11 protein-coding genes and 2 pseudogenes are annotated in these 14,540 nt (G+C 70.6%); 9 read left to right on the top strand and 4 right to left on the bottom strand.

Annotated elements, in window-relative coordinates; all coding sequences use genetic code 11:
- Nucleotides 1-32: 32 nt before the first annotated feature.
- From PV796_RS39615 to PV796_RS39595, 5 genes and pseudogenes are all read left to right on the top strand, one after another.
- A complete protein-coding gene (locus PV796_RS39615) occupies nt 33-1,163 on the top strand; it encodes an FAD-dependent oxidoreductase (RefSeq protein ID WP_274918714.1) in 1,131 nt (376 codons plus the stop codon).
- A 242-nt stretch (nt 1,164-1,405) separates the two neighbouring features.
- A complete protein-coding gene (locus PV796_RS39610; protein ID WP_274918713.1) occupies nt 1,406-2,050 on the top strand; it encodes a helix-turn-helix transcriptional regulator in 645 nt (214 codons plus the stop codon).
- Nucleotides 2,051-2,082: 32 nt separating this feature from the next.
- Nucleotides 2,083-2,556 (top strand): DUF3291 domain-containing protein, encoded by a 474-nt coding sequence (locus PV796_RS39605; RefSeq protein WP_274918712.1) that lies wholly within the window; start codon nt 2,083-2,085, stop codon nt 2,554-2,556.
- 184 nt (nt 2,557-2,740) lie between these two features.
- Nucleotides 2,741-3,535 carry a VC0807 family protein gene (locus PV796_RS39600; RefSeq protein WP_274918711.1) on the top strand — a complete coding sequence of 265 codons (795 nt, stop codon included), beginning with the start codon at nt 2,741-2,743 and terminating at the stop codon, nt 3,533-3,535.
- 284 nt (nt 3,536-3,819) lie between these two features.
- Nucleotides 3,820-4,809: pseudogene (locus PV796_RS39595) on the top strand (PLP-dependent cysteine synthase family protein); the annotation flags it as partial.
- Between the two features lie 265 nt (nt 4,810-5,074).
- Here the strand turns inward: PV796_RS39595 and PV796_RS39590 are convergent.
- Together PV796_RS39590 and PV796_RS39585 are read right to left on the bottom strand one after the other, a co-directional pair.
- Nucleotides 5,075-5,272 (bottom strand): annotated as a pseudogene (locus PV796_RS39590) (hypothetical protein); the annotation flags it as partial.
- A gap of 251 nt (nt 5,273-5,523) precedes the next feature.
- Nucleotides 5,524-6,102, bottom strand: a complete 579-nt coding sequence (locus tag PV796_RS39585) for a DUF488 domain-containing protein (protein ID WP_446750661.1) — start codon at nt 6,100-6,102, stop codon at nt 5,524-5,526.
- Between the two features lie 419 nt (nt 6,103-6,521).
- On the opposite strand from PV796_RS39585, the gene PV796_RS39580 reads away from it, so the two are divergent.
- Genes PV796_RS39580 through narI form a run of 4 tightly spaced genes read left to right on the top strand, consistent with a single transcriptional unit; the run spans nt 6,522 to nt 13,206 of the window.
- Nucleotides 6,522-10,220 (top strand): nitrate reductase subunit alpha, encoded by a 3,699-nt coding sequence (locus tag PV796_RS39580; protein ID WP_446750714.1) that lies wholly within the window; start codon nt 6,522-6,524, stop codon nt 10,218-10,220.
- Between the two features lie 3 nt (nt 10,221-10,223).
- Nucleotides 10,224-11,867: a nitrate reductase subunit beta gene (gene narH, locus PV796_RS39575; RefSeq protein WP_274918708.1), complete on the top strand. Its 1,644-nt coding sequence runs from the start codon at nt 10,224-10,226 to the stop codon at nt 11,865-11,867.
- On the top strand, nt 11,867-12,460 hold the full coding sequence (gene narJ, locus PV796_RS39570; protein WP_274918706.1) for a nitrate reductase molybdenum cofactor assembly chaperone: 594 nt from the start codon (nt 11,867-11,869) through the stop codon (nt 12,458-12,460). The genes narH and narJ overlap by 1 nt, the downstream gene beginning before the upstream one ends.
- On the top strand, nt 12,457-13,206 hold the full coding sequence (gene narI, locus PV796_RS39565) for a respiratory nitrate reductase subunit gamma (RefSeq protein ID WP_274918705.1): 750 nt from the start codon (nt 12,457-12,459) through the stop codon (nt 13,204-13,206). Before narJ ends, narI begins: the two co-directional genes overlap by 4 nt.
- Before the next feature lie 48 nt (nt 13,207-13,254).
- Here the strand turns inward: narI and PV796_RS39560 are convergent, their stop codons facing one another.
- Both PV796_RS39560 and PV796_RS39555 read right to left on the bottom strand, forming a co-directional pair.
- A complete protein-coding gene (locus tag PV796_RS39560; RefSeq protein WP_376566689.1) occupies nt 13,255-13,854 on the bottom strand; it encodes a MarR family winged helix-turn-helix transcriptional regulator in 600 nt (199 codons plus the stop codon).
- Nucleotides 13,855-13,914: 60 nt separating this feature from the next.
- Entirely contained in the window at nt 13,915-14,277 is a 363-nt protein-coding gene (locus tag PV796_RS39555; protein WP_274918704.1) for a DUF488 domain-containing protein, read from the bottom strand.
- Nucleotides 14,278-14,540: the final 263 nt, after the last annotated feature.

Raw genomic sequence — 14,540 nt, 5'->3', positions numbered from 1 at the left:
CTCGGTAGGCGTGCGATCTGCAAGGAATCACCATGACCACTCACGTCACGATCATCGGCGCCGGACTCGGCGGACTCACGCTCGCCCGCGTCCTGCACCTCCACGGCATACCGACCACCGTCTACGAGGCGGAGTCCTCCCCCACGGCACGCGCGCAGGGCGGACTGCTCGACATCCATGACTACAACGGTCAACTGGCGCTTCAGGACGCGGATTTGATGGACGAGTTCCGCGGCCTCATCCTGGAGGGCCGCCAGCAGTGCCGGGTCCTCGACCGGGACGGGACCGTGCTGCTCGACGTGGCCGACGACGGCACGGGCGGGCGCCCCGAGGTGCAGCGCGGCGAGCTGCGGCAGATGCTGCTCGACTCGCTCCCGGCCGGCACCGTCCGGTGGGGGCACAAGGTCAGCGGCGTCCGGGCCCTGGGCGGGGGTCGTCACGAGGTGACCTTCGCCGACGGCAGCACCGTCGCCACGAGCCTGCTGGTCGGCGCGGACGGTGCGTGGTCGCGGGTCCGGCCGCTGCTGTCCGATGCGGTACCCGAGTACGTTGGTGTGTCGATCGTCGAGGCCTATCTGTTCGACGGCGACACCCGCCACCCCGCTACCGCCAAGGCAGTTGGCGGCGGGGCCATGTTCGCCCCCGCGTCGGGGAAGTTGCTCGGGGCGCACCGGGAGAGCGGCGAGACGCTCCACTGCTATGTGATGCTCTTCAAGCCACTGGAGTGGTTCGCCGGCATCGACTTCAACGATCCCGCCTCCGCGGCCGCGCGGATTGCGCAGGAGTTCGACGGTTGGGCGCCGGAGCTCACCGCGCTGATCACCAATGGCGACACCGCACCGGTCCTGCGCCCCGCCAACGCCCTGCCGAACGAGCATCGTTGGGATCGGGTGCCGGGGGTGACCCTGCTCGGCGACGCGGCCCATCTCACGGCGTCGAACGGCGAGGGCGCCAACCTCGCCATGCTCGACGGTGCCGAGCTCGGCAAGGCCCTCGCCGCGCACCCCGACGACGTCGAGGCCGCGCTCGGCGAGTACGAGCGGGCCATGTTCCCGCGTAGTGCCGCGGCCGCCACCGAGGGCGCTCTCTTCTACGAGACCGTCTTCGACGACGACGCGCCCCAGCGGCTGATCGAGATGTTCGGCGAGCTCAAGGAGAGGTGACGGGCCGCTCGTCGTGAGGGGCGCCTGCGGGCAGCGGTGCGCCGGCCGGGGTTCTCTGGTACAGGCCGGGCCCGGCGCCGCCTACTGGGGGGCGCGGCGCAGCGGGGCTCTGTTGCCGCGCGTACCGGGCCGAGCCCCGCCAACGGCCCTCCCCACGGCCTTCGTTAGGGGGCCGTGCGGGGAGCCGTGCGGCGAGGGCTCGGCGCTGTTTTGCGTACTCCCATTGGTCATAGACTCGGCGCGTGACCGCTGAAGATTCCGATTCCGCATTCGCGGTGCTGGGTGTGTTGGGTGACCCCGTGCGCCGCCGGCTCTATCGACACGTTGTCGCCGCCGCGGAGGAGGTGGGACGCGAGGCGGCCGCGGAAGCGGTGGGGATTACCCGGTCGTTGGCCGCTTTCCATCTGGACAAGTTGGTCGAGGCGGGGTTGCTGGCCGTGTCGTTCCGGCGGCTGTCCGGGCGCACGGGGCCGGGGGCGGGACGGCCGGCGAAGCTGTATCGGCGTGCCGAGGGTGAGCACGCCGTGTCCGTTCCGCCCCGGTCGTACGACGCGGCCAGCCGACTGCTCGCCGAGGTGGTGGAGAACGCGGGCCTGGACCGGGAGTTGCAGGCGGCGGCGAGGGTGGCGGGCGCGGCGCATCCGGATGCGGCCGCCGATGACCTGGTCGAGGTGTTGCGGGCCCGCGGCTATCAACCCTTCTGGGACGGGGAGACGTTGCGGCTGCGCAACTGCCCCTTCCACGCGCTGGCCGAGGAGTTCCCGGCCTTGGTCTGCGGGATGAATCTCGCGCTGCTGGAGGGCCTGGCGCCGGAGCGGTGGTCGCCGTCGATGGACCCGTGTCCCGGCGGGTGTTGCGTGGCACTTTCTAAAAACAAAAACCATTGACGATAGAAGTCGGGCCGGGCCATGCTGAGCTCATGACTGTCTTTCACCTCGCGCAGGTCAACATCGGCCGGATCGTCGGCCCGCTGGACGGACCGGAGTTGGCCGGCTTCGTCGCTCAACTCCCCGAGATCAACGCACTCGCCGAGTCCAGCCCGGGGTTCGTCTGGCGCATGGTCGACGACGCGGGCGAGGACGCGACCGGGGTCCGCCCCGACGAGGGCGACGACATGCTCCTGATCAACTGCTCGGTCTGGGAGTCGGTCGAAGCCCTGCGGAACTTCACCTACCACACCGACCACCTGCGCGTACTGAGCCGTCGTCGTGAGTGGTTCCACCGCATGACCGACGCGCACCAGGCCCTGTGGTGGATTCCGGTCGGCCACCGCCCGAGCATCGCCGAGGCGATGGAACGGGTCGCGCGGGTGCGCGAACACGGCCCCGGGCCAACGGCGTTCACCTTCCGCGATCCCCACCCGGCACCGGGCGTCGGGGCCGCGCAGCTCTAGCCGAGAGGTCCGACGGGCACTCAGCCGCGCCTCCTCCCCTCGGCGTCAGGCCCGGGCCCGGAACGCCCCTCACGCCTTCGCACGGCTCTGACCAGCAGGTTTCCGTGATAACTCTAGGTAATGACTGCGCATTCCGGATATGCCGCAGCCTGATACCGGAAACACTCATCAAGGGAGCCATCGCGTGAAGACCTCGGCAGCCAAGTCCCCGGGCCCGACACAGAAGTTCCGGGCCCTCGCCCCGATGGCGCTCGATCTGGTCATCCCCATCGCGGGCTTCTACGTCCTGCACCAGTTGGTCGGCCTCGACCAGGTCTGGGCACTGACCCTCGCCGGCGCGGCGGGCGGCCTGTGGGCGCTGATCCACACCATTCGGCGGCGCAAGCTGGACGTCATCGGCCTGCTCGTCGTCCTCGAAATGGCGCTGACCGTCGCCCTGTTGTTCCTCTCCGACGACCCGCGCCTGGTAGCCGCCAAGCCCTCCTTCTACACCCTGCTCGCGGCCGTCTACCTGCTGCTCACCTGCGTCGCCGGACGGCCCCTGGTCTATGTGGCGGCCACCCCGATGGCCACCGACGGCGACCCCGACCGCACCGTCGCCTACGAGCAGGCGTGGGAGCGCTCCCAGCCGTTCCGGACCCGTGAGCGCATGGTGACGGCGGCGTTCGGACTCGCCGCGCTGGTCGATTCCGTACTGCGGGTGTTCGTCGTCTACAGCTTCGATGTCGACAAGTTCAACGAGTCGTTCCTGCTGTCCCAGTTGCCGGGCATCGTGCTGATCGTGGCGGTGCTGCTGTTCACCAAGTCCCAGATCAAGGTACTGCACGGGCTCGTCGACGAGGTCCACGACCAACTGGCCGCCGAGGGCGCCATCGGCCCGCGCCCCGACGCCGACCAGCCCGCCACCGTGGCCGACGAGACGCGCGGGACGAACAAGGCACGCGAGGCGGACGAGGCGTTGAACGGTGCGACGCGATGAGGGGGGCTACCGCTACCACTGGGCCCCGCCTGTCGCCGCGGACCGCCGCACCGACGGTGCGTTCGCTCCTGACTCGCGGTCAACACCGCTCCAGGGCGCGCTACTTGTCATGGGCGCGTAGCCGTACGGGTACGCGATTCAGATGCGGCACGCCGTAACGACGTAGCCGCGTCGCCGCAACCGCGTCGCCGTACCGCGCTGTCGACGCGGCGCGGTTGACGCGTTTCGGGTCCGAGGCCCGGGAGGCCACTCCCGGACCTCGATCTTTCCGGCAGACTGCTGCGATGGACGTCTACGAATCCCTTGTCGACGTGGTCGGCAACACCCCGCTGGTCCGGCTCAACCGGATCACCGCGGGCCTTTCGACCCCGATCTACGCGAAGTTGGAGTACGTCAACCCGGGCGGCAGCGTCAAGGACCGCATCGCGCTGTCCATGGTGCGGGCCGCCGAGGACGCCGGGCTGTTGCGGCCGGGCGGCACCATCGTGGAGACCACCTCGGGCAACACCGGGGTGGGCCTGGCCATGGTGGCGGCACAACGCGGCTACCGCTGCGTCTTCACCCTGCCGAACAAGAGCAGCGCGGAGAAGGTGGCGGTGCTGCGCGCCTACGGTGCCGAAGTGGTGATCTGCCCCGGCGACGTGCCCCGCGAACACCCCGAGCACCCGAGGGCGGCGGCGGAACGGATCGCCCGGACCACTCCCGGCGCGTGGCTGGCCGACCAGTACAACAACCCCGCCAACCCCCGTGCGCATCGGGGCAGTACCGGTCCGGAGCTGTGGCGGCAGACCGAGGGCCGGATCACGCATCTGGTGGCGGGCGTCGGCACCGGCGGCACGATCAGCGGCACCGGTGGCTACCTCAAGGAGGTCAGCGGCGGCCGGGTGCGGGTGATCGGCGCCGACCCGGAGGCATCCGTCTACTCGGGCGGGCCCGGCACCGCGTACGCGGTGGAGAGCATCGGGATGTTCCGCCACCCCGAGACGGTGGACGACTCCTGGCCGCAGTCGTTCCACACCGATGCGGTGGACCACTTCGAACGGATCAGCGACCGCGACTCGCTGCTGACCGCCCGCCGACTGGGCTGCGAGGAGGGGCTGTTGGTGGGCGCCTCGGCGGGCACCGCGGTGGCCGGAGCGCTACGCGTCGCCGCCGAGCTCGGTCCGGACGACCTGGTGGTCGTGGTCATTCCGGACTCCGGCCGCAACTACCTGAGCAAGGTGTTCGACGACGAGTGGCTGCGCGAGCAGGTCGGCGACCATCTTCCGGCCGGCGGAGCGCAATAGGCCGATACGGCAACGACCCAACCGCTACGGCCACTTGGGGCCGTCGGGGACGAAGACCGCACGGCTCCGGGCAGGTCCAACGCGCCGTGGTTCAGCGCCTCGCGGCACACCCCGGCCGCCGGGCCGGAGCGGGAGCGACGGCCGACGAACACCACGGCGCCGGCCGGACGCGCTGAGTGCCTGGCGGAGTTCGGTGACGCTCGGGGCGCCGACCGTGGGCATGCCTTCCAGTGCGAGCGAGGGTCCGGCCGAATCACCGTTGCCGGTGGGCGGAGGACTCCAACAGGTCCCTGAGCCGGGTCAGGTCGGCGGCGACCGTGCCGGCGTCCCGCTCGAAGTCGGCGTCGCTCATGCCCGGTTGGCGTCGGAGGGTGAACACCACCTCGCTGCCGCTCCCGGTGCCGTCGGCGATCGCGCGGAGCGGGCTGTGGACGGTCTCCCCGGTGGACAGTGCCGCTCTTGTTGTCGTTGTCACTCTGACAGTCGTTGTCACTGTCGCTGGTATCGTTCATGGTGAGGACCGTAACGACGTTGCGTCTCCGGCGTCTTGAAGAAATGGGACACGGAACGGCCACCGGTGGACGGGGACTTCGCGCCCGGTTGCCGGCCAATGCGGCCAACGCGCTTGGCCTCGTGCCCCGATCGTCGCCAACACCTATGCCAGTGGGCTGAAAGTGACGGCGACGGTTCCGGCGACGATCATTACCCCTCCCCCGGACCCGGTAGCGGCATCCCGCAGGACGGGCACGCGCTCATCGGCTGGTCCGGGATCCGGTCGCAGTGCGGGCAGACCGTCCTCAGCCAACAGGCGGCGTCGCCGGCGTCCTCGGGTGGGCGGCCTGGGGCGTCGGTCGCCAACTGGTGGGCCAGGACTCTGGCGTGGCTGAGGTGGAGCGGCGTCGCCGCGGTCTGGAGGATCAGCGGTCCGGTGCGGGCGAGTTGGTGGAGGCGGCGCAGGGCGTCGGCGCGCGGCGGGTCCTCGGCGAGTTCCTGGGCGTAACGACGGGCGAAGGCCCGGTAGTTGACCTCGTTGAGGGCGTACCAGCGCCAGAGAGTGGCGGAGGGCGCGACCCTGGCCAGCCAGATGTCGGGGCGCACGATCAGGGGCAGGCGTGCCAGCGTCAGCCTTCGGTCGACCAGTACGCGGGTGCCGGGCCAGGGGCGAGCGGGCCCGTACACCGATTCCGTCCGGACTCCGCGCGGTGTCGCGGCGGCCGTCTGGTCCGCCGATCCCGCTGGCGACGTTCGTGGCGCCCGTGATTCCCGTTCCGTTCCGCTCATCGAACCGCTTCCTCCCCACGCATCGGGCAGCTTCCGCTTCCCTCGCCGAAGGGCTCTCGCCCCGCTCGCCGATCGGCGTCCGTTTCGCGGCCGTTCCGCGGCCGTTCCGGGCACCGAGCGGCCTCCGTTCCCCTCATGGAACACCTCCCCCGCTCCCCGTCGTGTGGGGTACTACGCCTCGTCAGGCCGGTGTTTGTCCGGGGTGACCGGCGAGGCGTCACTCACAGCGAAGTGCATGCCATTGGCAAGTATTGCAAAGCGCAAGAAAAACTACGTATAACTCTCATCAAGCCTGTCGTGATGGCGTGTCAGCAGGGACTCCGCATGGTGAAGCTGGTCCCGGTGGAACGCGACCGCCCGGGTACGGGGCCCCGAGAGGTCGGTGCCGCTCCCCGCATGTGGTGAAAGGAGCGACGGTGGTGGTACGAAGCGGCGCCCGGAAAGAAGCCGAGCGCGTTGCGGCGAAGGCTGCAGATCAGTTGTTGCAAGTGGGTACGGCTCTACGGCGGGCCCCCACCACACCGGACTTGAGGGCGGTGTTCCGGACCGACCAAGGTGTGAACGACGCGCCGTACCGGGAGCGTTGGGCCCACGACCGGGTGGTGCGCTCGACTCACGGGGTGAACTGCACGGGCTCGTGCTCGTGGAAGGTGTACGTCAAGGACGGCGTGATCACCTGGGAGACGCAGGAGACCGACTATCCGTCGGTGGGACCCGACCGTCCGGAGTACGAGCCGCGCGGGTGTCCGCGCGGGGCCTCGTTCTCTTGGTATATCTACTCGCCGACCCGGGTGCGCTACCCGCATGTGCGCGGGGTCCTGTTGGAGCTCTACCGGGAGGCGCGTCAGCGCCTGGGGGACCCGGTGGCGGCCTGGGCGGAGATCACCACCGATCCGGTCAAGCGGCGGCGGTACCAGTCGGCGCGCGGCAAGGGCGGTCTGGTGCGCATCGGTTGGGACGAGGCGCTGGAGCTCGCGGCGGCGGCCCATGTCCACACCATCGCGGCCCACGGGCCGGATCGGATCGCCGGCTTCTCGCCGATCCCGGCGATGTCGATGGCCTCGCATGCGGTCGGTGCGCGGTTCATGTCGTTGATCGGCGCGCCGATGGTGTCGTTCTACGACTGGTACGCGGACCTGCCGATCGCCTCGCCGCAGGTCTTCGGGGACCAGACGGACGTGCCGGAGTCGGGTGACTGGTGGGATGCCGCCTACCTGATGCTGTGGGGTTCGAACGTGCCGGTGACCCGGACCCCGGACGCGCACTGGATGGCCGAGGCGCGCTACCGGGGGCAGAAGGTGGTCGTGGTCTCGCCGGACTACGCGGACGCGACGAAGTTCGCGGACGAGTGGCTGCATCCGCATCCGGGGACGGACGGTGCGCTGGCGATGGCCATGGGGCACGTGGTGCTGCGGGAGTGCTTCGTCGAGCGCCAGGTCCCGTATTTCACCGACTACGTCAGGCAGTTCACGGATCTGCCGTTCCTGGTTGTGCTGGAGGAGCGGGAAGAGGGGTTCGTTCCGGGGAAGTTCCTGACGGCCGCGGATCTGGGGTTGGAGTCGGAGGAGGAGGCGACCGCGGCGTGGAAGCCGGTGTTGCTCGATGCGGTGTCCGACCGGCCGGTGGTGCCGAACGGCACGCTGGGCGACCGCTGGTCCAAGAGCGGCACCGGGCGTTGGAACCTGGATCTGGCCGGGATCGAGCCCGCGTTGACCTTCCACCGGGAGCACGGCACCGGGGTCACGGTGTTGCTGCCGCGGTTCGATGCGCCGGGCACCGTGCGGCGTGGTGTGCCGGTGCGGGAGATCGGCGGGCGTCGGGTGACCACCGTCTTCGATCTGCTGCTGGCCCAGTACGGCGTGGGACGGTCGGGGCTGCCGGGTGACTGGGCGGAGGACTACGAGGACGCCTCCCTCCCCTACACCCCGGCGTGGCAGGAGACGGTCACCTCGGTGCCGGCGCGCGCGGTGGTGCGTGCGGCGCGGGAGTTCGCGCACACGGCGGAGAAGACCCGCGGCCGTTGCATGATCGTCATGGGGGCGGGCACCAACCACTGGTTCCACTCCGACACCATCTACCGCTCGTTCCTCACCCTGCTGCTGCTCACCGGCTGTCAGGGCGTCAATGGCGGTGGTTGGGCGCACTACGTCGGCCAGGAGAAGGTCCGCCCGTATACCGGTTGGCAGCAGTTGCAGTCGGCTGCGGACTGGGTGCGTCCCTCCCGGCAGGTGCCCGGTACGCCGTACTGGTATCTGCACACCGATCAGTGGCGGTACGACGCGCAGGACGCTGACGCGTTGACGGCTCCGACCGGGAAGGGTGCGTTTGCCGGGCGGCACACCGCGGATCTGGTGGCGCAGTCGATGCGGTTGGGTTGGATGCCCTCCGCTCCGGCGTTCACCGCCAATCCGTTGGAGCTCGGTCGGCAGGCGCACGAGTCGGGGCGCGAGCCGGGTGACTGGGCGGCGTCCGAACTCGCGGCCGGGCGGCTGCAGTTCGCCTGTGAGGATCCGGACGATCCGGCGAACTGGCCGCGGGTGGTCACCGTGTGGCGGGCCAATCTGATCGGGTCCTCGGCCAAGGGCAACGAGTTCTTCCTGCGCCACCTGTTGGGGGCGAGCGACAACGCCCGCGCGGAGGAGGCCCCGCCCGGGAGTCGGCCGCGCGACCTTGCCTGGCACGAGGGCGGGCCGCGCGGCAAGGTGGACCTGCTGTTGGCCTTGGACTTCCGGATGACCTCGACCACGTTGATGGCCGATCTCGTCCTGCCGGCGGCGACCTGGTACGAGAAGCACGACCTGTCCAGCACGGACATGCACCCCTATGTGCACGCCTTCTCGCCGGCGATCAACCCGCCCTGGCAGGCCCGCACCGACTTCGAGATCTTCCAGGGACTGGCAGCGAGGTTCAGCGAGTTGGCGGCGGGACGCCTGGACACCGCCTACGACCTGGTGGCCACCGTGCCGCAGCACGACACGCCTGGGGAGACGGCGCAGCCCGGCGGCACGGTGCGTGACTGGCGGGCGCCCGGCGTCCGGCCGGAGCCGGGCCGCAACATGCCCCTGTTCAGCCTGGTCGAGCGGGACTACACCGCGGTCGCGGCCAAGTTGGCGGCGTTCGGTCCACTCGCCGAGCAGCAGGGCATGACGGTCAAGGGGCTCACCGTCCACCCCGGTCCGGAGTCCCGTTGGCTGGCCGAGCGCTGCGGGACCGCCCTGTCCGGCCCGGCGCGCGGTCGGCCGTTGTTGGACACCGACGTGAAGTTCTGCGAGGCGATCCTGGCGCTGTCCGGCACCACCAACGGGCGCCTGGCCGCCGAGGGTTTCGATCAGCTCTCCGAGCGCTGCGGGCCGGTCACCGCGTTCACCGGGCTGGCCGCCTCCGTCCGCGAGCGCCGGGTGGTGTTCTCCGACACCCAGAACCGGCCGGTCCAGGTCGGCACCAGTTTCGAGTGGTCCGGCAAGGAGGCCCCCGACCGGCGCTACGCCCCCTTCACCGTCAACACCGAACACCGCAAGCCCTGGCACACCCTCACCGGGCGGCAGCACTTCTACCTCGACCATGACTGGATGGCCGAGTACGGTGAGCAACTCCCGGTCTACCGGCCCCCGTTGGACCGGGCCGTGGTCCACGGCGGCGATCCGGTCGACGACGACTCCCGCTCGGTGACCGTCCGCTATGTCACTCCGCACTCGAAGTGGTCGATCCACTCCGAGTACCAGGAGAACCTCCTGATGCAGACCCTGGCCCGTGGTGGGCCGGTGATCTGGATGAGCCTGGCCGATGCCGAGGCCATCGGTGCGGCGGACAACGACTGGATCGAGGCGGTCAACCCCAACGGCGTGGTGACCGCGCGGGCGGTGGTCTCGCACCGCATGCCGCCCGGCACGGTCTTCATGTACCACGTGCAGGAGCGCCTGGTGAACGTCCCCCGTTCCCAGGCAACCGGGCGCCGCGGCGGGGTGCACAACGCCCTCACCCGCCTCCTGATCAAGCCCACCCACCTCATCGGCGGCTACGGGCAGTTGTCGTTCGCGCCCAACTACTACGGTCCCACCGGCAACCAGCGGGACGCGGTCACCGTCATCCGTCGTCGCGATCAGCACGTGGAGTACTGAGAGATGCCCCGTCGCAAAGCCACCTCCATCGGACGCTGCATGGCACAGGTCGCGATGGTCATGAACCTCGACAAGTGCATCGGCTGCCACACCTGTTCGGTCACCTGCAAACAGACCTGGACCAATCGGCAGGGCACCGAGTACGCCTGGTTCAACAACGTCGAGACCCGTCCCGGCCAGGGATACCCCCGCGGCCACGAGGACCAGGACAAGTGGAAGGGCGGCTGGCGCCTGGACGGCCGCGGCCGCCTGGTCCCGCGCACCGGCGGCCGCGCCCGTCGCCTGGCCCGCCTGTTCGCCAACCCCGAACTCCCCACCCTCAGCGACTACTACGAGCCCTGGACCTACGACTACGAGACGCTGATCTCGGCGCCGTTGGGCGACGACCTGCCCACCGCCCGGCCCCGCTCGCTGATCGACGGGCGGCCCACCGAGGTGACCTGGGGCCCCAACTGGGACGACGACCTCGGCGGTGGCCCCGACCACCTGGCCGGGGACCCCGTGCTACGCCGGATGAACGAGCAGGTGCAGTGGGAGTACGAGCAGGCGTTCATGTTCTACCTGCCGCGGATCTGCGAGCACTGCCTGAATCCGACGTGCGTGGCGGTCTGCCCCTCCGGCGCGCTCTACAAGCGCATCGAGGACGGCATCGTCCTGGTCGACCAGGACCGGTGCCGCGGCTGGCGGATGTGCGTCAGCGGCTGCCCGTACAAGAAGGTGTACTTCAACCACTCCACCGGCAAGGCGGAGAAGTGCACCCTGTGTTACCCGCGCATCGAGGCCGGTGAGCCGACCGTCTGCTCGGAGACCTGCGTGGGTCGGCTGCGGTATCTCGGCGTCATGCTCTACGACGCCGACAAGGCGGGCGAGGCCGCGGCCGTCCCGGACGAGAAGGACCTGTACGCGGCCCAACTCGACTGCTTCCTCGATCCCGACGACCCAGAAGTGGTCCGCGCCGCCGAGGAGTCGGGCATCCCGCACGACTGGATCCTCGCGGCCCGCCGCTCCCCCGTCCGCGACCTGATCACCCGTTACCGGGTGGCCCTACCGCTGCACCCGGAGTACCGGACGCTGCCCATGGTCTGGTACGTCCCGCCGCTCTCCCCGGTCGTCGAGGCCCTGACCCGCGGCGGTCACGACGGCGAGGACCCGGCGAATCTCTTCGGTGCCATCGACACCCTGCGCATCCCCCTGGACTATCTGGCCGGCCTGTTCACCGCCGGGGACCGGGCACCGGTGGAGGACGCGCTGTGCCGGCTGGCCGCGATGCGCGCGCACATGCGGCGGATCAACCTCGGCGAGGAGCAGGACCCGGCGATCGCGCGCGGCGTCGGCCTGGACGAGCACTCGATCGAGGCGATGTACCGGCTGCTGGCCGTTGCCAAGTACGAGGACCGCTACGTCATTCCCACCAGCTACGCCGTCGGCCGGGACCGGGAGGACGACGCGACCGCGCACGGGTGCAGCCTGGAGGGCCAGGGCGGGCCGGGCATGTACGACCCGGAGGCGTTCCACGCGCCTCCCCTGGCCGGCACCGCGGCGTCCACCGGTCGGCTCCGGGACCGGGTCAACCTGTTCAACTGGAACGGGCGCGGCAGGCCGCAGGGCCTCTTCCCGCCGCGTCAGCAGGGGGAGGGCGGTAGCTGATGAACCGTCACCGCGCCGTCCACCAGGCGACCGCCCTGCTGCTGTCCTATCCCGACCCGGTCTGGGCCGAGCGGCTCCCCCAGGTTGCGGCCGCACTCACCCAACTCAAGGGTTCGGACGTCGAGTTACTGCTCGGCTTCTGCGGCGAGGCGGCGAGCGCCCCGCTGTTGGACCTGGCCTCGCGCTATGTGATCACCTTTGACCGCAGTCGGCGCCGGACCCTGCACCTGTCCCACTACACCGACGGCGACACCCGTCGCCGCGGCGCGTCCCTGGCGGCGCTCAAGTCGCGGTACCGCGCGCACGGTTGGGAACCCGACGACGGCGAGCTGCCCGACTTCCTCCCCGTCGTGTTGGAGTTCGCCGCCCGCTGTCCCCAGGCGGGCATCCCCGTGCTCCATCACTACCGCGGCGCCGTGGACCTGCTCGCCCGGGCCCTGGCGGACTACCGCAGCCCCTACGCCGACGTGCTGCGCGCCCTGCAACACACCCTGCCCGCCGCCGGACCGCAGCCGGCACCCGTACCCAACGAGGCGACCCCCGTGCCTTTCCCGATCCGCGCCACCCCGGGCGACGAAGGAGTCCGCCGGTGACCACCCACCTCCGCATCGCCCTGTGGGGCGTGCTGCCCTACCTCTCCCTGACCATCCTGGTGGCCGGCACCGTCTGGCGCTACCACCACAACCGCTTCGGCTTCACCACCCGCTCCAGTCAACTCCACGAGGCCCGGCTGCTGCGCATCGGCGGTCCGATGTTCCACTACGCGCTGCTCTTCGTCGCCGGCGGACATGTGATGGGGCTCCTGGTGCCCGAATCGCTCACCCAACGGTTTCAGGTGAGCGAGGAGATGTACCACTCGGTGGCCCTCACCATGGGCGGCGCGGCCGGCGTCGGGGCCGCGTGCGGTCTGGGCATCCTGCTGTGGCGGCGGCTGCGGGTGCCGGCGGTGCGCCAGGCGACCAGCCGCAGTGACCGCCTGGTCTACCCACTGCTGACCCTGGTCCTGGTGGCCGGGCTCACCGCCACCGCGTCCTCGGTGGCCAACCCCTACGACTACCGGCTGGGCGTCGCCGTCTGGTTCCGCAGCCTGTTCGAGCTGGCCCCGGACGTCCCGGCGATGGCGCACGCCCCGCTCGTGTACCAGTGCCACGCCCTACTCGCCATGGTCCTGTTCGCCCTGTGGCCGTTCAGTCGGCTCGTGCACGCCTTCACCGCACCCGTCGGCTATCTGATCCGGCCGTACGTCGTCTACCGCTCCCGCGCCCGCACCACCCCCTACCGGCACCCCGCCACCACCCGCCCCGCCGCGCGGCAGGGGCGGGCCGGCGCCCCGCGCTGACCGATACGACGGCCGGCCCCGCCCATCGGCGGGGCCGGTTCGCGCCTCTCACACCAGACCGTCGCGGCCACCCGGGGCGAGCGGGTCCGCCACGATCCCGCCTATCCGCCGTACCTCGTCGAAGGGGTCGACGGCCAACTCGCCGGCGGCCTCGATGAGCGCCCGCAACGCCGGTACCAGCTCGGCCCGTTGCTGGTCCGGCAGCCGGCCGACCAGTGTGCGGACCTCGGCCCTGCGGTGTGCGAGGACCCGTTCGACCATGGTTCGACCCTCCGCGGTGAGCCGCAGCACGACCTCGCGGCGGTTTTCCGGGTTGGGCTTGCGGTCGACCAGTCCGACGGCTTCCAGCTTGTCGACCATCCGCATGGCGGTCGAGGGATTGACGCCCAATGTGGCGGCCATGGCCGCGAGTTTGAGGGGCTCGCAGCTCTCCAGCACGACCAGGGCCCGCAGTTGCGGCAGCGTCATGGCGTCGTCTATCGAGGCCAGGGCGCGCGCCGAGACGGCCATGAGCAGGCGGGACGCCGCCATGACGGCGACCGTGACCTCCTCCGCCTCCTCGTCGAGGCGACCCGTCACGGCCGGCTCGGCGGACGGGTCGACGGGCGGATCGGCGGGCTCGGGTGATGCGGGTGGGTGCGGAGACATGGGGACCGTTATACCGTCCGATGCTCCGCGGTGATCCGCTTTGCAGGGGTTCTCGCTACATCACCGCTTCCCGGCCAGCCATTCTGCGAGCACCGCGGCTTGACTGTGCTCGATGTCCTTGGTGGCGGTCAGCAGCGTGACGGTGTGGTGGGTCGCGAGGTCGCGGAGGTGCACAGCGGCCTGGCGGTGTTGGGAATCGCGCAGTTCGCTGAGGTAGCGGCGGCGGAACTCGGCGAAGCGGTCCGGGTCGTGGCCATACCACTTGCGCAGTTCGGTGGAGGGGGCCACCTCGCGCAGCCACTCGTCGAGGTGCAGGTCCTCCTTGCGCATCCCGCGCGGCCAGACACGGTCGACCAGCACGCGCTTGCCGTCCCGCGCCGTGGTCTCCTCGTAGACCCTGCGGCAGGTGATCTGTGTGGCCATCGGTGTCCTTCCCGGCCGGCCGCCACGGGCCTACCCCCGAAAGGCCAGCGGTGCCTTGCTCTGCGCTGCGACGGCAACTACCGGTGCGAGTTCGGTTGCAACAGCTACGCGGTCTCATTTTATCGGGGATCATCGGGGCCAGCCGGCCCGGCGCCAACCCCCGAACCGTTGCCCGCGCGTGCGCCTGTCTGGCCTGTCGACGCCCGGACGGGGACGCCGGGGGTGACTGGCGTTCGCGACCGGGTGCTTCCGCTCGCCAGTCC

Origin of the sequence: Streptomyces sp. WZ-12 (genome assembly GCF_028898845.1) — a bacterium.
Classification (GTDB): Bacteria; Actinomycetota; Actinomycetes; order Streptomycetales; family Streptomycetaceae; genus Streptomyces.
The sequence above is the reverse complement of the archived record's forward strand: the minus strand, read 5'-3'. Positions and strand labels throughout refer to the sequence as shown.

What these genes read in the sequence shown, in the direction of transcription:
- PV796_RS39555 (WP_274918704.1), bottom strand. Translation starts at nt 14,277, where the DNA reads ATGGCCACACAGATCACCTGCCGCAGGGTCTACGAGGAGACCACGGCG.
- narJ (WP_274918706.1), top strand. Translation starts at nt 11,867, where the DNA reads ATGAACCGTCACCGCGCCGTCCACCAGGCGACCGCCCTGCTGCTGTCC.
- narH (WP_274918708.1), top strand. Translation starts at nt 10,224, where the DNA reads ATGCCCCGTCGCAAAGCCACCTCCATCGGACGCTGCATGGCACAGGTC.
- PV796_RS39605 (WP_274918712.1), top strand. Translation starts at nt 2,083, where the DNA reads ATGACTGTCTTTCACCTCGCGCAGGTCAACATCGGCCGGATCGTCGGC.
- PV796_RS39585 (WP_446750661.1), bottom strand. Translation starts at nt 6,102, where the DNA reads ATGAGCGGAACGGAACGGGAATCACGGGCGCCACGAACGTCGCCAGCG.
- PV796_RS39615 (WP_274918714.1), top strand. Translation starts at nt 33, where the DNA reads ATGACCACTCACGTCACGATCATCGGCGCCGGACTCGGCGGACTCACG.
- PV796_RS39560 (WP_376566689.1), bottom strand. Translation starts at nt 13,854, where the DNA reads ATGTCTCCGCACCCACCCGCATCACCCGAGCCCGCCGATCCGCCCGTC.